This window comes from Sphingomonas suaedae (genome assembly GCF_007833215.1).
In the GTDB taxonomy this organism is placed as follows: Bacteria; Pseudomonadota; Alphaproteobacteria; order Sphingomonadales; family Sphingomonadaceae; genus Sphingomonas; species Sphingomonas suaedae.
In genome coordinates this window covers 656,759-677,083 of the sequence record NZ_CP042239.1, presented here as the reverse complement: position 1 = coordinate 677,083, position 20,325 = coordinate 656,759, and the positions used below count along the sequence as shown (strand labels likewise).

The window sequence follows — 20,325 nt, the reverse complement described above, 5'->3', positions numbered from 1 at the left end:
CAGCCGTGTACCGTGATGACCAGAGTCCCAAAGCCCCCCGGCTGTGGCTGGAACGTCCGGGGAGCATGCCACCTGGCCATTGTCGAAGGGTAATACCCGTCGTCACCGAGCGCGGGAGCAGCGCTTCGACAAGCTCAGCACAAACGGAAGAATGAGGCGGGTTAACGCGCAATGCTTTAATGACTTGCAACGCCCAGAAACGACAGATCCTGATCACACATCATCACCTTCGCCCGTGGCCAGACAAGGCAGCGATGGATGTGAGGCGAGCGATGCGGCGCCGTCAGAACGGCAGCGCCGCGCCCAAGGCGCGGACGACGCCCGTCACTTGGACCAAGACCGTCCTTTCAGCGATCGCAGCAAATGCGTGGGCCGCGCGGACATGTTCGCCAGCCAAGATCGCGCCGCGCTTGGTAGACCAGTCAATCGACCGGCGCCGACGCCGGCTTCCAAGTGAGAAGCTGGTAGATACCCCGCTGTTCGGCGTGGATGAAGCCGAGGCGCTCGTACAGTCGCAGCGCCGGATTATTTGTCTCGACATGGATACTGACCAGCGTAGCGCCGGCAATGGTCGCATGGCGCTGAATCGCAGCCAGCAACTCTCCGCCGATGCCTATGCCGCGATATTCGGGCATCAGGGCAATGTCGATGATGCGCAACTCCCCGCCACGCTGCAGAAGATAGAGGCGGCCTGCGCGAGCGCCCGCCACTTCGATGATGCCCCATCCCATCCCGTCATAATGGGTGCGATAATGCAGATCCTGGAGCTGGTGTTGCTGGTGAAGAAACGCGAGCCGCTGCGCCTCGGGCCAGCCGATCGCTTCCAACTCCGCCCAGCGATAGGCGACATAGACATCGCGCAGGAACGCCTCATCGTCCAGCGTCCGCGCTCGCAGAGTCACGCCGCGCGCAGCCAGCCCCTTGGGGACGTCGGGAAAAAACGGCGGCAGCATGTTGAATCGCGCGGGCTGGCCCTAATTCGGTGTCGGGAACAAGCCATCGTAACAGATGAAAAAGGGCATCGCGAGATAGGGTTGCCGATTCTCATGCGCTCCCCCCGTACCCGGATAGGGCGTCAGCGTCGCTGGCGCGAGCGCGACCGGTGTCTGCGCGCCCGAAGCCGGGGTGAAGGCGCGACCGATCTCGACCGAACTGGAATTCACCGCCGCCGGGACGGCGAGCCAGTTGCCCGCCGCCGCTCCAACGCGCTGGCCGGCGGGTACTGTCGCGGCGTTCATCCCATGGGTGTGCGGGTACATGTTCGACGTCGTCAGTGTGACGCCGACGGAACCGTCTTTGCTGCCGAGCGGTGGATCAAAGAGATCGACGGGATTATTGCCCTGGCACACGGCGGTACGCCCGCGAAGATCCGGCAAGTAAAAAGTCTGCTGGTTGTATGGGCCGTAAATGCTACCGACCACGGCAAAGAGCGCCTGATATTGATAGATGTTGACTTGTTGGCCCAGGCACGGGAGCCAGCCCATTGGCGTGTAATTGTAGGGCATCATGCGAATTTCGCCGATAAAGCCGTCCATAAGGTGTCTCCCGTCAGTTCGGCCGCATCGGATACAGGCCATCGACACAAATGATATAGTTGATGGCCAGATAGGGCATCACATTAAGATGCGCCTCACCGCCACCTGGGGCCGCGGTTATCGCAGCATCATCGAGCGAAACCGGCGTCGGGGCGGGCGTCGCGCCGGGCGGAGCATAGCGCACGACGGGTGACGTAGGTGTAGCCAGGCCGACGCCAGACGCCACGCTGGGCGTTGTCGCCGTCGCGGTGCTGGCGTTAAAGGCGTGGCTATGCGCCGGGATGTTGGCCTCGGTCAGTGCGACAGTGGACACCCCGCCCGACTGGCCGATCATTCGGTTGGTAAGCCCACTCCCTTGCCCCTGACCGATTGGAAGCCTGCCTCGAAAATCGGGAAGGTTGAAGGTCGGACCGCTGCCGCCGTAGGTGGTACCGATCAGAGAATAAAGTGTCTGATAGGTCTGGATAGACAGCGCCGTTCCATCGCAGAAATGCCAGTTCTGGGGCGCTCTGGCGCCCGCAAACATCCGGATTTCGCCAACATATGGATCCATGTCGAAACTCCTGGATAGGGTATTGCCGAACCGTGCTTCACACCTATGCCGACAAGAAAGATACGGCGCCCATCAATTCCGCGGCGGGTAGCTTCCCGATTGGCAGATCGTAAAATTCGTTACGCCGAACGGCTGCATATTGTTGTGGGGAGTACCGCCCCCGGCGCTATCGATGGTGCCCGCATTCAGAACTGCGTTCGCGGTCCAGTTGCCGCCCGGCAGGAAGGTGGAAAAATTCGTGGTGCTTCCGGACGTCGCGCTATTCACATTCGCGAGCATATTCCCGGTCGGAGACTGTGTCGTCGCGGCGGTGCTGTAGCCGACCACCTCGTGCGTGTGCGGCGGCACGGTCGCGACGGTGAGCGCCACCGCCTCCAAGCCGCCCGTGTTTCCCATATTGTAGGTGCCAACCGATCCGCCGGCGCCGGTGCCCAGGGGCGTGCGCCCGCGCAGATCGGGCAGGTTGAAATTCTGGCCTGCCGTTCCGCCGAACGTCACCCCGAGCAGAGAATACAGCGCCTGATTCTGGTTTACCGGAAGATTCGCGCCATCACAGAAGGCCCAGCCGCTTGGCGCCCACGGAAACGCCCACATCTTGATTTCGCCTAAGAATGGATCCGACATCGTCCCTCCCCCGGTTCCTGTCAGCACGAGGTTTCTACCGCTCGCACATGCTATACAGGTCGCAAAGAAATCCAAGTGACTTTTATTGTTTGCCACCGATATGGCGGCACTATGCGGTCTGTCGCGTGCAATAATGCGAAAGAAGCCTGGGACACCATTTCGTCAACACTGCTTCGACATCCGGATCCCGGGGCTTGTTCTGATGTCTTTCGGAGACATGCGCATCGCGAACGGCGCCGAAGGCAAAATCCATCGCGTCCATCAGCGCCGGCTCATGCTCCCACAGGGCGGCCAGCAACTCCTTATGGCGTCGCTCAAACGCGTAATAGCGCGCATCGACCGGCCAGCCGAGACGACGCATCGCCACATGCACCGACTCATGCCGTGTCACGAAGTCCTCATATTCGATCACCGCGTCAAATCGGTCGCGCGACGCGAACAACGCGTCGAGGATCGCGAATTTCTCGGCGATCAGACCGGAATGGTTGCGATAATGCTTGGTGCGGAGGCTCATATAGATGTCGCGCGGGTCACGCAGGAACAGCACGACTCGGTCCGGGCGAAAGCGCTCGACATGGACCGACAGCGGATAGGCGGTGGTGACCACCACCTTGGCCACGAAATCGCGGGACGTGGCGACCCGCGGTGCCGCGAAATTGTTGGGCACATCGACCAGCGCCAGGCAATCGGGTCGCTGCGCCAGCATCAGGGTGAACGCCGTCGCCCCGCTCGATTGCATTCCGTGGACCAGCAAACGCATCCTTCTCACGCCTCCAGCCAGGGATCGGCCAGTTCGGCCGTAACGAACACATAGCGGCGGACATGCGGCGTCGGATGCCGCAGCCCGACGCCATGCACCGAGTCGATTGTCTGGGGAAATATCACCATCTGGTTGGCACGGTAGGGAATGACCGCCGCCACCTCCACCTCCGCTTCATCCAGCGCATAACAATCGACCCGGCGCTCGGCACTCGCCCGCCAGCGATAGAGCAGAAGCTCGCCGCCAAACGAATCATCGTCCGGGTGGCGCAGGTAGAACAGGCAGGAATATAGCCGGTTGGGCGTGTCCAGATGGGGACCGCGCACCACCGACGGCGTTGTCAGGACCGGGGTGTTGATCTCGATGCGGGCGTCGAGGTGAATCTTGAACGCCCCCGGCGCGCTGAGGTCGAGCGGCCCCATGCTGTGGCCTGCAAGCGTCCCTCCCAGAGCGCGCAGCATCGCGTCCGGCCAATAACCGTCGAAAAAGGCCGCGACCTCCGAAAAGAATTCAGGCCCGCTGTGCCGTGCCGCGAATGCCTTCCAGCACGGAGCGATGTCAGCTCCGGCAAGCAGCGCCGTCGCAGGCATGGCAAAGCGCCGGTTGCTGCGCATCGACGGCCCTGATCCGCTCCAGGTGATGCGGGAAACCGCCGGAAAATGCGCGCACAGCGCCGCATAATCATCCGGCGCCAGGCAGTCCGCCGCGACAAGATGGGGAAAGGGATCGGTCCTGATTTCGGCGGCGGTCCGCCCGGAAAGAAGCGATTGCACCCCGGTCCTCCGGGACATATTTGTCGGGTCGTATGGTATAGCCTAGCGACGCCCGAAGCGGGAAGGAAGGGTCTCTTGAACGACGGATTGACCCTGGAAGATTTCGAGCCGTTGATCGGGCAGCCGTTCCGCATGGCTTATCCGGGCCACGCCGAGGCACTGACCTTAACCGCCGCCCGCGTGGCTGCAACGGTGCCGCCGTCCGGGATGCGCCAGGGGTTTCTGCTGACGTTCGCGGGCGAGAGCCGCGACGTGCTGCTGGGGCAGCACAGCTATCGGCTGGAAAATGACGCGCTGGGGATGCTCGAAATCTTCCTCGTCCCGATCGACCGGCTTCCCGACGGCAATTTCGCCTATGAGGCGGTCTTCGGCTGAATCGCGCCGGTCAGGCCGCCGCCGCCACGCTCATTCGCCGCGGCTGCCGCTCGCGCAGTGCCGCATCGCGCGCGCCGACGAACCGCGCCATTACCGGCATGGGCGGCAGGCTGCGCGTCGATAGCTCGATCGCCAATGCGAGATAGAGACCGCCGGATTCCATGACGAGCCGGTGCGCTACAAGCCCGTCGAGAATTTCCTGGACGCGCGCGGCATCGACGTCGGGGAAGCTCTCGGCAATCTGCTTGCACACCGCATGGGCCGGTTGTGCGGCGTCGCAGGCGCGATAGATCTCGCGCGCGGGTCCTTCGAGCAGATGGAAGTCGCACGATGCAACACGGCGCGTGTCGCAGATCGCCAGATGCTCGCCATCGTCGGTGAAGAACAGAAAGGCTTCGCCTGCAGCTTGCCGCCACTGCGCCGCTGCCTCCTGCAACGGCGCGACATAGTCATGCAATGCGACCGGCCGCTCACAGCGGTAGGAGAACCAATAAGCAAGATCGCTCAGCACAGCGTCGGACAGAGCATAGATATGTCCGTAGCTCTCATCCGGCCGTATGTCGGAAATCCCGAACCGAGCGGCCTCCCGGAACAGCGGACTGTATCGCTGCAACTTCACCTCGATCAGCTTGGTCGGTTCAAGATGGGTGAGCAGCGGCAGCAGCGCAGCCATGTCCGTATAGGATTGGGGCCGCTCGAACGGAAAGCCGTAGAGGATGCTCCACTGCATCGAAATGCCCAGCTCGCGGCACCATTTGAGCAGCTGGACATTGCGGATCGCGGTCACGCCCTTGCGCATTCCGCGCAGGACGTCGTCGTCCAGGCTTTCGATCCCCGCCTGCAGGCTGTCGGTCCCGGCGCCGACCAGCGTTTTCAGCTCATCCTTGCGAATATTCGCCTTGATCGAGAAGTAGATGCTGGGCTTGTCCGGTAGCTTCGCAAGCTCAGGCATCACCGTCGGGATATGACGCGGATCGAGTATCTCATCCGTCGCCTGGATGGCGCAGCCCGGATAGCGTTCCGTAAGCCAGCGAAACTCGTCGATCACCCGATCGGACGACTTGACGCGATATTTGATGCTGTCCGCATTTTCCGAACAGAAGACGCAGTGATGCTTTTGTCCCCACCAGCATCCCCGCGACGTTTCGATCGGAAGCTTCACTCGCCGGCTGCCGTCAGTCGGGAAGGCATCGAAATAATCGTCGTAATCGACAAGCGGCAGGCCGTCGAGCAGCGGCTCGGGCGCGACGCTCTCGGTCAAATCGACCAGCTCTTCGTGTGTCGAACGGCGGGGTCCACGCAGATAGACGCCCGGCATGTCGGGCATCGCAGTGCCGCTCAGATGGTGCCGCACCAGTTCAAGAAGCGCAATCTCGCCCGGGCCGGACACCACCGCGTCGAGGAACGGGAAATGGCGGAAGGTTTCGAGACCCATCGTGCCGTTGCAGTTGCTGCCGCCAAGCACGACAAGGGTTTCGGGAAATGCCTCCTTTACGCGTCGCGCGGCCGCCAGCGACGCGACATGCTGGTGAAAGCAGCTGCTGAACCCCACGACCCGTGGCCGTAACGCGCCGACCTTTGCCACCAGCGCGTCGATCAGCTCGGCGGCGGCGGCCTCGACCTCCGGAAGCCGGTCTATGACACGCTCCACCAGTTCCGGCTGCCGCCCTGCCCAGATCTGGTCGGCAAAGCGGCGGCGGATCATGTCGGCAAAAATCTCGGCCGAGCCAACCGGCGCGAGCAGGCGGGAGAACACCCATTCGCCGACCAGAATATGGGCGAACCAACCGCGCGACAGACGCGCATAGGCGGACTCGCCGATCGCCTGCTCCAGGCGAAGGTTGGGATAATCGACCTTGGCTCGAAAGCCCGCCTCGCGCAGACACTGGGCCAGCAACGAAAGCCCCGTGGAGGGCAGTTCCGTGGGCGAGAAGGGCATGTTGACGAGTAGGACGTCGATCGGCGCTTGCTCGTCCATGATCCGGCTCCCCCTTGTGCTTAGTCGGCCGGCGCGATCTCGACGATCCGAAACCGCCCCAGGCGATCAAGGAAGTCCGCGACCTTGGCGCGACACGTATCAGCCGGGATGTCGAAGCGCTCGCACAGCCTGTCGACGATCTCTCCCTCGGTCACCGGATTTTCTAGTGCCCCCCAAATCGCCGAGCCTGTCTCGTTGAGCGAGAAATAATGGCCGCTCTCAATGTCCATGATAACGAAGCCGTCGGGCAGTTCGCTGCTCATCGCCGTTGGCGATCGCCGCAAGCGGGTCGAGGCGTTCGGGGCAATCGCTGTCATCGGGACGGGTCCTGCAAGAAATCAACTTCCGATATCATAGCCCAATTCTTCGGCCCGTCGAGGTTCAGCCATAGCCAAGCCGCCGCATCATCGGCCCATGCGCCGCGATCAGGCGTTCGCGCCGCTCTGCCGAAAGCGCATCGCGCCATTCGCCGACCTGTCCTCGACGGAAGTAGCGTGCGTCCCCCGAATGCCGCAATTCCTGGGCCTGGAGATGGTCGAACCTGCTTCGTTCCACGGCGTCGCGGATTCGGTCGGGGCCGGCATCGAGGCCCAGAAAGTTCGCCAGCGCGCCGAATGCCGCGACAGGATCGGCCTGGAGATCCTCATAGCGCACAAGATGCAGCCGCATCCTGCTGGCATCCAGCCAGCTCGCGATATGGCCGCTCCACGATCCGATCCGCTGGGGCAGAGCGGGGGTGCTGCCGATATGCTGACGGCTGAGCTCGGCATCCTCGCGTTCCATCCAGTCGATCGCCTCATCGAGCGTCATGCTGAGGAACGGCGCAAGCGACAGCGCGACATCCAGCGGATTGCGCACGATCAGCGCCACTCCCGCCGTTGCTGCGTGCGGGAATATCGGCCGACCGTCGCTGGCGGTCCGATAGGCGCAATGAAGCTTGATCACCAACGGCTCGCGCGCCGCCGCAGCGAGCCGCAGATACAGGTCAGGGCGAAGCCGATCGACCTCATCGATCGTCATTTCGGAAGAACTGCAGTCGAATTCGGTGTCGAAGGCATCGCGGCTGATCGCGGTCGGCGGCGCCGCCAGTCGGCGGATATCGGCCGATTCTCCGGCGGCGGGAAGCATCAGATTGCTCAGCACCGCGCGGCACCAGGTGTTGCCCGAACGCGGATAGGAGGCGAGCCAATAGATCATGTGTCACAGACGATCGACAATTGCCTCGACCGCGTCGGCCAGCGCCGCCAGTTCGAAGGTGCGAGCGCTCCGTCGCGCCGCAAAGCAGGGCACCTCGCCCGCCAGCGGCGCCAGCCGGGCGAGATTGTTCTCGACCCCGCCGGCCGCTGCCTGCATCCGCCGTCGGAACGTGTTGTGCATCAACAGCGCGACGGCCTTTTCGCGCGGCAGCGGCTCCACCGTGATGCCCGCCTGCGCGCCATGGATATCGAGCCCGACGACCCCGGCCAGCGGCACTCCGGAATGCCCCGGCACGGCCATCGGCAGAAATCGCTTGGCGATGCCGTCCCGGATCGGCTGGAGCGGCGCCGCATCGACGTCGAGCGCGTCGAGCGAATCCGGCCATAATTTGAGCCGCGCCGGGCCGGGGAAGACCCGCCAGCGTCCCGCCTCCGGATCGACTACGGCCATATCGTCGGTCACGAGCGCATGACCGCGCGCGGCGAGGACCGCGGCCAGGGTCGACTTGCCCACTCCGCTCGGCGCGGTGAACAACAATACCCCCTTGCGCGTCAGCACGCCGGATGCGTGCAGCACGATCTTCCCCCGCTGGTGCAGAATCCCGGCAAGCGGCGACACGGCGGTATAAAGCGCCAGTGCCGCCTGCTCCGCGCCCGGATATGGAGCGACGCCGATATGGCGGCCTTCGCTGACCAGATAGCGCGCAATCCCCGGCTGCGTCAGAAGCAACTGGCCGGGGGCCACCCAGTTGAGCGGATTGTATCGCCTTCCCCCGACCAGCCCGTCCGGCACCGGGGCGAGGTCGATCTCCACGTCCGGTGCGACATCGTGCGGCGCAGCGGGGGCATCGAACGGAAAGGGCGAGCGGATCGCCATGCCGAACAAGTGCTGACAGGTCATGCGGCGTCCGCCGCGCGCGGCGTCAACGGGGCGAGCAGAAAGTCTTCGCGATAAACATCCGCGATCATCGCGCGCAACTCATCGTCGAATTCGGGCACAAGCGCGTCCGGACGCGAGGCGTTGCGGAGCGGCAGCGCAAGCGGCGGGAGCCCGAGCGCCGTTACGATATGCGAGAAATCGCTGTCCATCCTGTCGTGGCGGCCGATCAAGTCGACGACCAGCGCGCCGTCCGCGTCGCGCAGGAAATCGGACTGCGGACGCACCAGCCGCCGTGCGCGGCTGTCCGGGTCCGTCAGGATGCGCTTGCAGTCGTCCAGCGTCGCCGACGGTCCCTCGGGAGGAAACCAGAAGCGGACCAGCGAGCGGAACCGATCGACGGGATCGCGCACGAATGCAAAGCGCCGGTAGGCGCGCCACATCTCGGGCAACAGATAGGGTTGAAGCTCGGCGCAGGTCAGGTGTCCGGTGCCCAGCGCGGCGAGCGCGGCGACGGGGAAGCGCCTCTGTTCGAACAGTCCGCACTGCTCCCAGTCGTGCGGGCCGAGCACCGGGCGGAGCGCCGCGCGCACCGATTGCGATCCCGTCTTCGGCACCGCGACGAAGACGAAGCGATGAGCGTGCGATACGATCAATGCGCAACCTCTGCCGACGCACTATGCAATGACCGGTCGAACAGCTCGAAGATCAGGTGAATTCGATCCGTGTCGCCGTCGTTGCGCACGGCATGGGGCTTCACATTGTTGAGCTCATAGGCTTGGCCGCAGTGCAGCTGAAAGCGCGCATCGCCCACTTCGAACCACACTTGCTCGCTCGTGACCAGCGGCACATGGATCTTGTGCGTCAGCAGATTGGAACCGGCGCCATCGACGTGTCGGTCGATCCCCGCCTTGGCCGCGAGCCGCGCAAACATGACCTTGGGAAACTCCGGCTCGGCCAGCCTGTAGTGGGACGCGACCCGGTCGAGAATGGGCTGGAGCAGCGGCTGCCACACCGTCCAGAACGGGGTCGCATAAAATGCCATTGGGTCCCGGTTCGACGGGATGAACCGCGCGATGATGTGGCGCGTATGGTGGAAGCAGGAAAAGCGGTTTTCCTTGCGCGCATCCTCGGCATCCCATGCTGCCTCCCCGACGGCAAGCAGACGCTCGCGCAGTGCCGCGACATCCACCTCGCAAATCGGGAGATAGCTATCCGGCTTGGTTACCCGCGCCATGGGCTTCAGTCCTTCAGCTTCAAGAACGCGATGGTACGCAGAATCAATCCCGTAGGGCCTTCGCCGGACTGGATCAATCGGTCGATATCCGCAGCCAGGCGCGCGCGATCGACGAACGTCGCCCGCTCGGGGTCGGCGGTATCGAGTCGCGGGAGCAACCGCTGGAGCGCGGAGACGATCGTCGGCTGATTCGCCGCCATGCGCGTCGGATCGGTCTTGTCGGTATAGCTGACGATCGCCCGAGGCAGCATCGGCGCCAGCACCCGGCGCGCCAGATCGCGGCCGTGCGGCCCGGGTCGGAACAGGTCGGGGGGAAGCCCCAGAAGGAGACGGATGAGCCGAATATCGAGCAGCGGGTAGCGATAGTCGATCCCGTATCTGCGCCCCGCCCAGTGCCAGGATGCCATGCGTTCCCCCAGCCCCGGATTCGTCAGCATGGCGATCTGCTCCGCCCGCGCGGAGGGCCACTGCCCGCCCGGCGATCGCCCCTCCGCTTCGGGCTTGACCAGACCCGGGGCAAGATAGTCACGCGTCTCGCCCCGGCGCGCGACATGGAGGGGGCGCCGCCTCAGCCGACGGCGCAAGCGATCGATCGGACCCGGTCGGCCATGCCCGCGATAGCTGAGGCCCTGGTCGCCGCCCCAGCCGGACAGCAGGGCCGTCACCCCCCCTGCCCCGGCCAAGCGCTGCACCGCGCTTTCGTGCAACAGGGTCGATGTCAGGGAGCGGTCTACCGGATCGATCGCCACCTGGGCGAGTACGTCCGCCACCCGAAGCGGCACCGCGGCGAGGGACAGTTTCTCCTGTTCGGCGAGCATCCGAATCAGCCGCTGATCGTCCCCCTCGACCGCGCCCGGTGACGCTGTCGGTTGCCAGCAATAGGCGAGTGGCCGCTGCACCGGCGAGTCCATCCGCCCCGCCAGCACGGCGATCGCGGAGGAATCGAGGCCGCCCGAAAGATGCACGCCGATCCGATCGTCGGCGCCCACGGCATCCGCCACGGCGATGGCGAGTTGCGCTCGCAACGCCTCGTCATAATCGCTGCGCCGCCGGAAGCGCACGTCCGGCGCGTCATCGAGACTGGCGTAGCGGGTGATCGTACATCCGCTCGCATCCGCGACCAGCCGATGGGCCGGGGGCAGCAGCGCCACCCGCTGGCGCAGCGACGGACAGCGCGCAGCGTCGAACGGTCGCGACAGCCATGCGCTTGCCGCGACCGGATCGATGCCGGGCAGCGCGGGATGCCTTGCCAGCAGTCCTTCAAGGCTATCCGAGACGACCAGGCTGCTGCCGAAATGATCGTAGAACAGGGGTTTGATACCGATCGGATCGCGCGCGCCGAACAGCATCCGCTGATGCGAGTCCCAAATCAGGAAGGAGAAGTCGCCGGTCAGGTGGTACGGGCAGTCTATGCCCCATCGTCGCCACGCCGCACAGACCAGGGTGAAATCATCGGGCTTCGCGCGTCGATCAAGGCCGAGCTTTTCCGCAAGCTCTTCCCGCGCCATCAGCCGGATCGTACCTACGATACGGATCGTACCGCCGCCGCTGTCCAGTCGATCGACATCCATCCCCGACAGCCCATCGGGTGTGCCAAGCGCATCGAGCCGCGCGGCGACCGCAATTCCATGATGAGCGGAGACCTGCATAATGCCAATGCCGCTCAAAGATTGTGCGGGCACGCCCTAACATCGGCGCCGTGGCCAACGCCGTAGCGAGCCGATTCACTAATGGCAGCCCCCTAATGGCGGGGGGCGAATCAAGGATATCGCCCTACCGCCGTCGGACGCGCTTTCGGCGCGCCGCAGCGGAAACGCGGTTCAGGACAGGCTGTAAGACGCATCCTCGATATTGGTGGGGCCGCTAGCGCCGCCCCGCGTATAATCGACGATCGACGCTTCGGCGATTTCCGGGTCGGTCCATGGCAGTTTCTCGCCAGAGGGGGCGAGCGGCTGAGCCTTGGGCATCGAATCGTTCATCGGAACACTCCCGGATCGCTTTGACAAAGCAAAGACATGACAAATCTAACGAATAGTCAATAATCTCGCGGATCACATAGCGTCAAGTGGGCGGCAGCAGCGCCAAGCTCGCATCAGAACCATAGGTGAAGATGCGGTCTCAATCTTCGTCGCGTGATCCTGAAAGCCGGCAGACGCGCGGATCAGTCGATCCAGCCCTCGGCGAGCGCCAGCGTGGTATCGTCCCAGGCCGGAACCGCTTCTGGCCGCATCGGGACCATGAAACGCTTGCCGTCGGGCCTTTCGATCTCGATCACATCGCCCGCACCGAAATTCTCGACCGCAACGACGGTCCCGATCGCGGCGCCCGTGTCGGAGACGACGGCAAGGCCGATCAGGTCGGCATGATAATATTCGCCCTCTGCGAGCGGCGGGAGCGCGTTGCGGGGAACCCATAATTCGGTGCCGCGCAGTTTCTCCGCAGCTGTCCGGTCGGGGATTTCGGCGAAACGGGCGATGGCGCCGTTATTGCCGGGGCGCACCGATTTCAGTGTCAGCGCGCCATTGTTGAACGCGCGATGCGCTGACAGATTCTCCGCAAAGACCTTGAGGCGGACCTCGCCCGTCACGCCGTGCGCGCCGATAATGACGGCGAGCGTGACGGGGACATCTTCCCTCCCGCGTGCGGGAGGGGACGGAGGAGAGCGTGTCTCAGGCGGCATCGCGGGCGGACATGCCCTCCCCTATTGCCCCTCCCGCGCGCGCGGGAGGGTGAGGTGCTGGATCAGCCCTCGGCCTTTTCTTCGGCGGCGGGGGTTTCTTCGGCGGCCGCCTCGGGAGTCGCTTCCTCGACTGCCTCTGCGGCGACTTCGACCGTCTCGGCCTGCGCTTCCTCGGCTGCAGCCTCTTCGGCCGGAGCGGCTTCAGCGGCGGCCTTCGCCTCGGCGGCAGCTTCCTCAGCAGCCTTCAGCTTCTCGGCCTTCTCCTCGGCGCGCTCGGTCGCCTTCTCGCCCGGCTTGCCCTTGTTCGGGTTGTTCTTCGCGGCGCGCTCCTTGACGCCGGCGGCGTCGAGAAAGCGGGCGACGCGGTCGGTCGGCTGCGCACCGACGCTCAGCCAGTGCTTCGCACGATCGGCGTCGAGCTTGATGCGCTCGTCCGAATCCTTGGCGAGGAGCGGGTTATAGGTGCCGATCTTCTCGATGAACTTGCCGTCGCGGGGCGAACGCGCATCGGCGATGACGATACGATAATAAGGACGCTTCTTCGAACCGCCACGCGACAGACGCATGCTAAGAGCCATTGTGTACTTCCTTCTTTCTAACTCGTCACCCCAGCGAAAGCTGGGGCCTTTTGGTGGATGTCGGACCCTTCCCGCTTGAGACCCCGGCTTTCGCCGGGGTGACGGTCGGGGGTTCTACTTCTTCTTGTTCAATAACTTCGCCAGATCGGGCGGGATGTCGGCGCCGCCGGGCAGGCCGGGAAGCCCCCCGGGCCCGCCAAGCTTGCCCATCATGTCGCCCATTTGCGGACCGCCCAGCGCGTTGCCGAGACCGCCCATGCCGCCCTTTCCGAGCATCCCCAGCATCCCCTTGAGCCCACCCATCTTCTTGATGCGCTTCATCGCGGTGGACATTTCCTGGTGCATCTTGAGCAGCTTGTTCACGTCCTGAACATTGGTGCCGCTGCCCTTGGCGATCCGGATCTTGCGCTTGGCGTTGATCAGTTCGGGCTTGGCGCGCTCCTTGGGCGTCATCGACGTGATCATCGCGTCCATGCGGAGCAGGATGCGCTCGTCGACATTGCCGGAGGCCATCGCCGCCTGCGCCTTCTTCATGCCCGGGATCATGCCCGCGAGTGCGCCGAGCCCGCCCATCTTGCGCATTTGCGCGAGCTGGCTGCGCAGGTCGTTCATGTCGAACTGACCCTTGGCGAGCCGCGCCGCCATCTTTTCGGCGTCTTCCTGCTCGATCGCCTGCGCAGCCTTTTCGACCAGCGACACCACGTCGCCCATGCCGAGAATGCGGCCAGCGACACGCGAGGGGTGGAAGGGCTCGATCGCATCGAGCTTTTCGCCGATGCCCGCGAACTTGATCGGCTTTCCGGTGACCGCGCGCATCGACAGCGCCGCGCCGCCGCGCGCATCGCCGTCCATGCGGGTCAGCACCACGCCGGTCAGCGGCACCTGGTCGGAGAAGTTCTGCGCGACGTTGACTGCGTCCTGGCCGGTCAGCGAGTCGACGACGAGCAGGATTTCCTGCGGGGTCGCGATGTCGGCAACCGCCTTCATCTCGTCCATCAGCTGCTGGTCGACGTGGAGGCGGCCCGCCGTATCGAGCATCAGCACGTCGAAGCCCTGAAGCTTCGCGGCCTGGAGCGCGCGGCGGGCGATATCCACCGGTTGCTGCCCGGTGATCACCGGGAGGGTCGCGACCTCGGTCTGCGTGCCGAGCACGGCGAGCTGTTCCTGCGCGGCGGGGCGATTGACGTCGAGCGACGCCATCATCACCTTCTTGCCCTGCTTCTTGAGCAGGCGCGCGAGCTTGGCGGTGGTGGTGGTCTTGCCCGACCCCTGAAGGCCGACCATCATCACCACGGCAGGCGGGGTGACGTCGAGCTCCAGTTCGGCGGTATCCGGGCCGAGCATCTCGACCAGCGCGTCGTTGACGATCTTGACGACCTGCTGCCCCGGGGTGATCGAGCGGAGGACCTGCTGGCCCACCGCCTTTTCCGTGACGCCGTCGACGAAGCTGCGCGCGACCGGAAGCGCGACGTCAGCCTCGAGCAGCGCGATCCGCACTTCGCGCATCGCGGTCCGCACATCTGCCTCGGTCAGTGCGCCACGGCCCTTCAGACGGTCGAATACGCCGCCAAGCCGCTCGCTCAGACTGTCAAACACTTGCTTCTCCCATTGTCCTCAAGCCCGAAACGCATAAAACGCCGGCGGACGAAACCTCGTCAGCCAGCGTTGCCCGGAGGCATATGTCGTCGCGTTCCTGGGAACGGTCGGGCAGCGGCATAGCCGCGAATGCAGATAAGCGCAACCCCCCCCGGGTTTAACCCCCGGCTATGGCTTTAACGCCTTCTACACGGTCCGCATGGGATAACTGCCGCTCGAGCTTACAGGGGAGCAAATCCGGCATGTCGCTGGACATGGAAGACGACGACCGCGGCGCGTCCGCAGCGCGCGGATCGGATCTGATTACCGGAGCGATCAGTGTCGCCGCGATTCTGATGTTCGTCGGAACCGGCAGTTCGGTGCTGTCCAAGACGCTCCGCCACTATCTGGAGGGCGCGGCTCCCGCCGATCGCACGCTAGTGATCGCGCTGTTGCTCAACGTCGCGCTGATCCTGTTCGGTTGGCGTCGCCACCGGGGACTCAGCAATGAGGTGCGGATCCGCACTGCGGCGGAAGAGCGGGCGCAAATGCTCGCCAGCCGCGATCCGCTGACCGGCTTTCTCAACCGCCGCAGCCTTGCCGAAGAGGGCGCGGCGATGTTCGTGCGCGCGCAGAAGCGGCGCAAGGCGATGGCGATGCTCATCATCGACCTCGATCATTTCAAGACGATCAACGACATGCACGGCCATGCCGTCGGCGACGCGCTGCTGCGTGCGGCGGCGGGCGAGATCGCGAGCGCGATGCCGCCGATCGCGCTCACGGCGCGGCTGGGTGGCGACGAATTCGCCTGCGCCTTCCTGTTCGATCCGACCCAGCCCGACATGATCGAGCGGATCGCGGAGAAGATGGTCGCGCAGATGTCACAGCCGTTCGAGGCCGAAGGGCTGCGGCTGCACGTCAGCTGCTCGGTCGGAATCGCCCGTTCGGACTTCGACTGCCAGTCGATCGACGCACTGATGCGGTCGGCGGACATCGCCATGTATGCGGCCAAGAAATCCGGTCGCAACCGCTATGCCTGGTTCGATCATTCGATGGAACGCGAGCTTCAGACGCGCAACGAGCTGGAAAGCGGGCTGCGCACCGCGATCCCGCGCGGCGAGATCGTGCCCTATTTCGAACAGCAGATCGACCTGCAGACCGGCAAGCTCATCGGGTTCGAGGTGCTGGCGCGCTGGGAACACCCGACACGCGGCCTCGTCAGCCCCGAACTGTTCATCCCGATCGCCGAGGACACCGGCATGATCGCCGACATGTCGATGTCGCTGATGCAACAGGCGTTCACCAGCGCGCGCGACTGGGACCCATCGCTTACCCTGTCGGTCAACATCTCGCCCTTCCAGCTGCGCGACGCCTGGCTGGCGCAAAAGATCATCAAGGTGCTGACCGAGACCGGCTTCCCCGCGAGCCGTCTGGAAATCGAGATCACCGAAAGCGCATTGTTCGACAATCTCTCGCTCGCCCAGTCGATCGTCGGCAGCCTCAAGAATCAGGGTGCGCGGCTGGCGCTCGACGATTTCGGCACCGGCTATTCCTCGCTCGCCCATTTGCGCGCGCTTCCGTTCGACCGGATCAAGATCGACAAGAGCTTCATCATCTCGCTCAACGAAAGCGCCGATTCAGCCGCGATCGTCAACGCCATCGTCAGCCTGGGCGAAAGCCTCAACCTGCCGATCACCGCCGAGGGGGTCGAGGATGCCGCGATCGAAGCGCGGTTGAAAGCGCTGGGCTGCGCCAAGGCGCAGGGCTGGCATTATGGCAAGCCGCTGTCGGTCGCGAGCGCGCGCCGCCTGCTCGCCGAGCGGCGGTTGCTCGTCCAGCCTCCTGCTCCGTCGACCATCGAAACCGAACTGCCGGTACAGCAACAGCGTCGCGCGGGCTGACCCTATTCAATTCCTCCCCTGCCCCGCAGGGGAGGTGGCAGCGCAGCTGACGGAGGGGCCGCCCCGTAGAGGGCGGAATTTTGCCGAGCTGTACACGGCCGTCTGCGCGGCCGCCCCTCCACCACCGCCTGCGGCGGCGGTCCCCCTCCCCTGAGACAAGCTCAGGGGAGGAATTGATAGAAATCCCTACCAGCCCGCATCCGGGCGCTTGAGATACTCGCGCTCCTCTGGTGTCGAGTCGCGACCCAGCGCAGCGTTGCGGCTGGGGAAGCGGCCGAACTGCTCGATCACCACGGCGTGTTCCATCGCGAAGCGAAGGTTTTCCGGGCGGCCGAGCGCGGTGAATTTCTCCAGACTCATCCGCTGCGCCTCGGCATTCTCGGCGTGCATGAGCGGCATATAGAGGAATGCGGCGCGTTCCGGCGGCATGTCGCCATCCCATCCCTTGCCGATCGCCTCAAGGGTCAGCGCGATCGCGAGCGGATCGGCGGCATAAGCCAGGGGCGAGCCACGATGTATGTTGCGGCTGAACTGATCGAGCAGGATCACCGCCGCCAGCAGATTGTCCGGATCGTCGCGCCACCCCGCCGCACCGCTGGCGAGCACGACGTTCCGGGCATGGCCGAAGCGCCGCTCGATCTCCGCATCCAGCGCGTCGTCCTTGGCGAATTGCTGTTCGGGCTTCAGTTCGTCGAACCAGAAGTCCAGCACCGCCTTCGCGCATCCATGGACTTCGACCCCATGCGTCTCTAGATCGCCACCCATGTCTTCCTCCGTCGCCGCACCCGAGGTTATCAGCCTGGGCTGCAGGCTTAACCTTGCCGAAAGCGAAACGATCCGCGCGCTGCTTGGCTCCCGCGATGTGGTCGTGGTGAACAGCTGCGCGGTGACCAATGAAGCTGTACGCCAGACGCGCCAGGCGATCCGCCGCGCGCGCCGCTCCCGCCCCGGCGCGCAGCTGGTGGTAACAGGATGTGCGGCACAGATCGATCCCGCATCGTTCGGTGCGATGCCCGAAGTGGACCGGGTAATCGGCAATGCCGAAAAATTGCTGCCGCGATCCTGGATCGCCGACGACGCGGCGCTGGTGCAGGATATCATGGCCGTGCGCCAGACCGCCCCGCATCTGGCTGCCAGCTTTTCCGCACATGTCCGCGCCTTTGTCGAGGTGCAGAATGGATGCGACCATCGCTGTACCTTCTGCGCCATCCCCTTCGGACGCGGCAACAGCCGGTCGGTCCCGGCGGGCGCCGTGGTCGATCGGGTCCAGGCGCTGGTCGATGCGGGACATCGCGAGATTGTACTGACCGGGGTGGATCTCACCAGCTACGGCCCCGACCTGCCCGGCGCGCCGACGTTGGGGCAATTGGTCGAGCGGGTGTTGGCGCATACCGGCGTCGAGCGCCTGCGGCTGTCGTCGCTCGACGGAATCGAGATCGACGACCGGCTGTTCGCGCTGCTGGTCCAGGAAAACCGGCTACTGCCGCATGTTCATCTGTCGCTTCAGGCGGGGGACGACATGATCCTCAAACGGATGAAGCGGCGGCACAGCCGCGCGCAGTCGGTGGCGCTGGTCGAACGACTCAAGGCGGCGCGGCCGGAGATCGCGATCGGCGCTGACCTGATTGCCGGGTTTCCGACCGAAGATGAGGCGATGGCTGCCAACACGCTTGCGCTGATCGACGATTGCGACATCGTCCATGCGCATATCTTTCCCTACAGCCCGCGCGAGGGCACCCCGGCCGCTCGGATGCCGCAGGTGGCACCGGGCGTCGCAAAGGCGCGTGCGGCGGCGTTGCGCGATCGCGCAGCGGCGCGGCGGGCGGCGTGGCTGTGCGGGCTGGTCGGGACGACCCGGCAGGTGCTGGTCGAACGGCCCGGCGACCGCGGCCATGCGGAGAATTTCGCGGAGGTTCGAATAGCCCCCTCCCCGTTTGCGCCGAGCTTGTCGAAGCGCCTCCCAGACCGCAATGACATGCAAGCCCCTTCGACAAGCTCAGGGCAAATGGAGATTGGGACGATCGTGACCTTGAAAATAACCGGGGTTGAGAACGGCAGATTGATCGGAGAGCGCACATGAGCGGCCCAAGCTGGCGCGAGCGGCTGCTCGGCGGGTTCAAGAAGACGTCGGACCGGCTTGTCGGCAACCTTGCGGGCCTTGGTGCCGGGCGGCTCGACGATGCGACGCTCGACGAGATCGAGGAGGCGCTGATCGCCAGCGACCTGGGCCCCGCCACGGCGGCGCGCATCCGGGCGCGGCTGGCCGATGAGCAGGTCGAGCGCGGAATGGAGGAATTGGGCATCCGCCTCGTCGTCGCCGAGGAGATCGAAAAGGTGCTGGCCAAGGTCGCCAAGCCGCTGATCACCGACAAGGCGAGGCCGCAGGTGATGTTGGTGATCGGCGTCAACGGATCGGGCAAGACCACCACCATCGCCAAGCTCGCCGCGATCCTGAAGGATCAGGGCCTCAAGGTCATGGTCGCGGCGGGCGACACGTTCCGCGCCGCCGCGATCGGCCAGCTGCGCACCTGGGCCGAACGGATCGGGGTGCCGATCGTCGCGGGGGCCGAGGGCGGCGACGCGGCGGGGCTGGCGCATGAGGCATTGAAGCGCGCCGAAGCGGAGGGGATCGACCTGCTGATCGTCGACACGGCGGGCCGCTTGCAGAACAAGCGCGAGTTGATGGACGAGCTGGCGAAGATCCGTCGCGTGCTGGGCCGGATCGATCCGGAGGCGCCACACGACGTGTTGCTGGTGCTCGACGCCACCACCGGCCAGAATGCGCTCAACCAGATCGCGGTGTTCAAGGAGGTCGCCGGGGTCACCGGCATGGTGATGACCAAGCTGGACGGCACCGCGCGCGGCGGCGTGCTGGTCGCTGCGGCCGAGCAATATGGCCTGCCGATCCACGCGATCGGCGTCGGCGAGAAGGTCGACGATCTGCGCGGCTTCGATCCTAATGAAGTCGCACGGATTATCGCCGGGGTGGCGGCGTTCAACCGCGGCTAATCGCCTTTCGACAAGCCAGCGATGAATTGTAGAGTGAGTGCATGACCGAATCCCCGACGACAAAACCCGCCCCCTCCCCCGGCCTGCGTATGCTGATCGATTTCGGTCCGCTGGCGGTGTTTTTTGCGGTCAACAGCTTCATGGGCGGGCCGCAGCTCGCCCGGATGCTGGCGGCGACTGCGGCGTTCATGGTGGCAATCTTCCTCGCCATGGGGCTGTCGCTTTGGAAGACGAAACACATCTCGCCGATGCTGTGGATTTCCGGCGTGCTGGTGCTGGTGTTCGGCGGGCTGACCCTGTGGTTCCACAACGACACCTTCATCAAGGTGAAGCCGACGATCGTCTATTCGATGTTCGCGATTGTCCTGATCTATGGCCTGATCGCCAATAAGCCGTTGCTCCAGACGCTGCTCGAAAGCGCCTATCCCGGGCTGACCGCGCGCGGATGGCGGCTGCTGACGATTAACTGGGCGGTATTCTTCGTCGTGATGGCGGTGCTGAACGAGCTCGTCTGGCGCACCCAGAGCTGGGATTTCTGGGTCGCGTTCAAGCTATGGGGCGTGGTGCCGCTCACGCTGCTGTTCGCGATCGGCAATGTGCCGCTGCTGCTGCGCCATGGTCTCAAGACCGATGGCGAAATCGTCGACAAGGCGCTGCCGCCGGAGCAATGACGA

At 64.8% G+C, this 20,325-nt stretch carries 23 protein-coding genes; 5 read left to right on the top strand and 18 right to left on the bottom strand.

The features are described from left to right. Positions 1–422 precede the first annotated feature (422 nt). From FPZ54_RS03240 to FPZ54_RS03215, 6 genes are all read right to left on the bottom strand, one after another. On the bottom strand, positions 423–953 hold the full coding sequence (locus FPZ54_RS03240) for a GNAT family N-acetyltransferase (RefSeq protein ID WP_145844935.1): 531 nt from the start codon (positions 951–953) through the stop codon (positions 423–425). 21 nt (positions 954–974) lie between these two features. After that, positions 975–1,535: a phage tail protein gene (locus FPZ54_RS03235; protein WP_186456896.1), complete on the bottom strand. Its 561-nt coding sequence runs from the start codon at positions 1,533–1,535 to the stop codon at positions 975–977. A 13-nt stretch (positions 1,536–1,548) separates the two neighbouring features. Further along, positions 1,549–2,088: a phage tail protein gene (locus FPZ54_RS03230; protein WP_145844931.1), complete on the bottom strand. Its 540-nt coding sequence runs from the start codon at positions 2,086–2,088 to the stop codon at positions 1,549–1,551. A 72-nt stretch (positions 2,089–2,160) separates the two neighbouring features. Further along, the gene (locus FPZ54_RS03225; protein WP_145844929.1) at positions 2,161–2,712 is read right to left on the bottom strand and encodes a phage tail protein; all 552 of its coding nucleotides are present in this window, start codon (positions 2,710–2,712) and stop codon (positions 2,161–2,163) included. Between the two features lie 109 nt (positions 2,713–2,821). Continuing rightward, on the bottom strand, positions 2,822–3,472 hold the full coding sequence (locus FPZ54_RS03220) for a hypothetical protein (RefSeq protein ID WP_145844928.1): 651 nt from the start codon (positions 3,470–3,472) through the stop codon (positions 2,822–2,824). A gap of 5 nt (positions 3,473–3,477) precedes the next feature. After that, positions 3,478–4,245 carry a 2OG-Fe(II) oxygenase gene (locus tag FPZ54_RS03215; protein ID WP_186456895.1) on the bottom strand — a complete coding sequence of 256 codons (768 nt, stop codon included), beginning with the start codon at positions 4,243–4,245 and terminating at the stop codon, positions 3,478–3,480. 75 nt (positions 4,246–4,320) lie between these two features. Between FPZ54_RS03215 and FPZ54_RS03210 the strand changes: the two genes are divergently transcribed. After that, complete coding sequence (locus FPZ54_RS03210; RefSeq protein WP_145844924.1) at positions 4,321–4,620, top strand: DUF6916 family protein; 300 nt, start codon at positions 4,321–4,323, stop codon at positions 4,618–4,620. A gap of 10 nt (positions 4,621–4,630) precedes the next feature. Here the strand turns inward: FPZ54_RS03210 and FPZ54_RS03205 are convergent, their stop codons facing one another. From FPZ54_RS03205 to ffh, 11 genes are all read right to left on the bottom strand, one after another. After that, positions 4,631–6,598 carry a RiPP maturation radical SAM C-methyltransferase gene (locus tag FPZ54_RS03205; protein WP_145844922.1) on the bottom strand — a complete coding sequence of 656 codons (1,968 nt, stop codon included), beginning with the start codon at positions 6,596–6,598 and terminating at the stop codon, positions 4,631–4,633. 20 nt (positions 6,599–6,618) lie between these two features. Continuing rightward, a complete protein-coding gene (locus FPZ54_RS03200; protein WP_145844920.1) occupies positions 6,619–6,915 on the bottom strand; it encodes a PqqD family protein in 297 nt (98 codons plus the stop codon). Between the two features lie 64 nt (positions 6,916–6,979). Next, positions 6,980–7,795, bottom strand: a complete 816-nt coding sequence (locus FPZ54_RS03195) for a sulfotransferase domain-containing protein (RefSeq protein WP_145844919.1) — start codon at positions 7,793–7,795, stop codon at positions 6,980–6,982. A 3-nt stretch (positions 7,796–7,798) separates the two neighbouring features. After that, on the bottom strand, positions 7,799–8,695 hold the full coding sequence (locus tag FPZ54_RS03190; RefSeq protein ID WP_145844917.1) for a hypothetical protein: 897 nt from the start codon (positions 8,693–8,695) through the stop codon (positions 7,799–7,801). After that, the gene (locus FPZ54_RS03185) at positions 8,692–9,327 is read right to left on the bottom strand and encodes a sulfotransferase family 2 domain-containing protein (protein ID WP_145844915.1); all 636 of its coding nucleotides are present in this window, start codon (positions 9,325–9,327) and stop codon (positions 8,692–8,694) included. The genes FPZ54_RS03190 and FPZ54_RS03185 overlap by 4 nt, the downstream gene beginning before the upstream one ends. After that, positions 9,324–9,908 (bottom strand): aspartyl/asparaginyl beta-hydroxylase domain-containing protein, encoded by a 585-nt coding sequence (locus FPZ54_RS03180; protein ID WP_145844913.1) that lies wholly within the window; start codon positions 9,906–9,908, stop codon positions 9,324–9,326. The genes FPZ54_RS03185 and FPZ54_RS03180 overlap by 4 nt, the downstream gene beginning before the upstream one ends. A 5-nt stretch (positions 9,909–9,913) precedes the next feature. Then, positions 9,914–11,557, bottom strand: coding sequence for an asparagine synthase-related protein (locus tag FPZ54_RS03175; RefSeq protein WP_145844912.1), 1,644 nt, complete (start codon positions 11,555–11,557; stop codon positions 9,914–9,916). 171 nt (positions 11,558–11,728) lie between these two features. Continuing rightward, entirely contained in the window at positions 11,729–11,887 is a 159-nt protein-coding gene (locus FPZ54_RS19715) for a hypothetical protein (protein WP_186456894.1), read from the bottom strand. A 182-nt stretch (positions 11,888–12,069) separates the two neighbouring features. Then, positions 12,070–12,588, bottom strand: coding sequence for a ribosome maturation factor RimM (rimM, locus tag FPZ54_RS03170; protein WP_145844910.1), 519 nt, complete (start codon positions 12,586–12,588; stop codon positions 12,070–12,072). Positions 12,589–12,650: 62 nt separating this feature from the next. Then, the gene (gene rpsP / locus FPZ54_RS03165) at positions 12,651–13,166 is read right to left on the bottom strand and encodes a 30S ribosomal protein S16 (protein ID WP_145844908.1); all 516 of its coding nucleotides are present in this window, start codon (positions 13,164–13,166) and stop codon (positions 12,651–12,653) included. Between the two features lie 114 nt (positions 13,167–13,280). Further along, complete coding sequence (ffh, locus tag FPZ54_RS03160; RefSeq protein WP_145844906.1) at positions 13,281–14,762, bottom strand: signal recognition particle protein; 1,482 nt, start codon at positions 14,760–14,762, stop codon at positions 13,281–13,283. A 242-nt stretch (positions 14,763–15,004) separates the two neighbouring features. Between ffh and FPZ54_RS03155 the strand changes: the two genes are divergently transcribed. After that, entirely contained in the window at positions 15,005–16,642 is a 1,638-nt protein-coding gene (locus tag FPZ54_RS03155; RefSeq protein WP_145844904.1) for a putative bifunctional diguanylate cyclase/phosphodiesterase, read from the top strand. Between the two features lie 186 nt (positions 16,643–16,828). On the opposite strand, the gene FPZ54_RS03150 is transcribed toward FPZ54_RS03155, so the two are convergent. Next, positions 16,829–17,407, bottom strand: a complete 579-nt coding sequence (locus FPZ54_RS03150; RefSeq protein ID WP_145844903.1) for a DUF924 family protein — start codon at positions 17,405–17,407, stop codon at positions 16,829–16,831. Between FPZ54_RS03150 and mtaB the strand changes: the two genes are divergently transcribed. The 3 genes from mtaB to FPZ54_RS03135 are packed head-to-tail and all read left to right on the top strand — an operon-like array spanning position 17,406 to position 20,322. Beyond that, positions 17,406–18,722: a tRNA (N(6)-L-threonylcarbamoyladenosine(37)-C(2))-methylthiotransferase MtaB gene (gene mtaB, locus FPZ54_RS03145; protein WP_145844901.1), complete on the top strand. Its 1,317-nt coding sequence runs from the start codon at positions 17,406–17,408 to the stop codon at positions 18,720–18,722. The genes FPZ54_RS03150 and mtaB overlap by 2 nt on opposite strands. Beyond that, complete coding sequence (gene ftsY, locus FPZ54_RS03140; RefSeq protein ID WP_145844899.1) at positions 18,719–19,651, top strand: signal recognition particle-docking protein FtsY; 933 nt, start codon at positions 18,719–18,721, stop codon at positions 19,649–19,651. The genes mtaB and ftsY overlap by 4 nt, the downstream gene beginning before the upstream one ends. A gap of 41 nt (positions 19,652–19,692) precedes the next feature. Further along, positions 19,693–20,322, top strand: a complete 630-nt coding sequence (locus tag FPZ54_RS03135) for a septation protein A (RefSeq protein ID WP_145844898.1) — start codon at positions 19,693–19,695, stop codon at positions 20,320–20,322. The last annotated feature ends 3 nt before the right edge of the window (positions 20,323–20,325 follow it).

Bases quoted from the DNA above. Each gene is read 5' to 3' on its own strand.
- FPZ54_RS03240 (WP_145844935.1), bottom strand. From the start codon at position 953: ATGCTGCCGCCGTTTTTTCCCGACGTCCCCAAGGGGCTGGCTGCGCGC.
- FPZ54_RS03235 (WP_186456896.1), bottom strand. From the start codon at position 1,535: ATGGACGGCTTTATCGGCGAAATTCGCATGATGCCCTACAATTACACG.
- FPZ54_RS03230 (WP_145844931.1), bottom strand. From the start codon at position 2,088: ATGGATCCATATGTTGGCGAAATCCGGATGTTTGCGGGCGCCAGAGCG.
- FPZ54_RS03225 (WP_145844929.1), bottom strand. From the start codon at position 2,712: ATGTCGGATCCATTCTTAGGCGAAATCAAGATGTGGGCGTTTCCGTGG.
- FPZ54_RS03220 (WP_145844928.1), bottom strand. From the start codon at position 3,472: ATGCGTTTGCTGGTCCACGGAATGCAATCGAGCGGGGCGACGGCGTTC.
- FPZ54_RS03205 (WP_145844922.1), bottom strand. From the start codon at position 6,598: ATGGACGAGCAAGCGCCGATCGACGTCCTACTCGTCAACATGCCCTTC.
- FPZ54_RS03200 (WP_145844920.1), bottom strand. From the start codon at position 6,915: ATGACAGCGATTGCCCCGAACGCCTCGACCCGCTTGCGGCGATCGCCA.
- FPZ54_RS03195 (WP_145844919.1), bottom strand. From the start codon at position 7,795: ATGATCTATTGGCTCGCCTCCTATCCGCGTTCGGGCAACACCTGGTGC.
- FPZ54_RS03190 (WP_145844917.1), bottom strand. From the start codon at position 8,695: ATGACCTGTCAGCACTTGTTCGGCATGGCGATCCGCTCGCCCTTTCCG.
- FPZ54_RS03180 (WP_145844913.1), bottom strand. From the start codon at position 9,908: ATGGCGCGGGTAACCAAGCCGGATAGCTATCTCCCGATTTGCGAGGTG.
- FPZ54_RS03175 (WP_145844912.1), bottom strand. From the start codon at position 11,557: ATGCAGGTCTCCGCTCATCATGGAATTGCGGTCGCCGCGCGGCTCGAT.
- FPZ54_RS19715 (WP_186456894.1), bottom strand. From the start codon at position 11,887: ATGAACGATTCGATGCCCAAGGCTCAGCCGCTCGCCCCCTCTGGCGAG.
- rimM (WP_145844910.1), bottom strand. From the start codon at position 12,588: ATGCCGCCTGAGACACGCTCTCCTCCGTCCCCTCCCGCACGCGGGAGG.
- rpsP (WP_145844908.1), bottom strand. From the start codon at position 13,166: ATGGCTCTTAGCATGCGTCTGTCGCGTGGCGGTTCGAAGAAGCGTCCT.
- FPZ54_RS03155 (WP_145844904.1), top strand. From the start codon at position 15,005: ATGTCGCTGGACATGGAAGACGACGACCGCGGCGCGTCCGCAGCGCGC.
- mtaB (WP_145844901.1), top strand. From the start codon at position 17,406: ATGTCTTCCTCCGTCGCCGCACCCGAGGTTATCAGCCTGGGCTGCAGG.
- FPZ54_RS03150 (WP_145844903.1), bottom strand. From the start codon at position 17,407: ATGGGTGGCGATCTAGAGACGCATGGGGTCGAAGTCCATGGATGCGCG.
- ftsY (WP_145844899.1), top strand. From the start codon at position 18,719: ATGAGCGGCCCAAGCTGGCGCGAGCGGCTGCTCGGCGGGTTCAAGAAG.
- FPZ54_RS03135 (WP_145844898.1), top strand. From the start codon at position 19,693: ATGACCGAATCCCCGACGACAAAACCCGCCCCCTCCCCCGGCCTGCGT.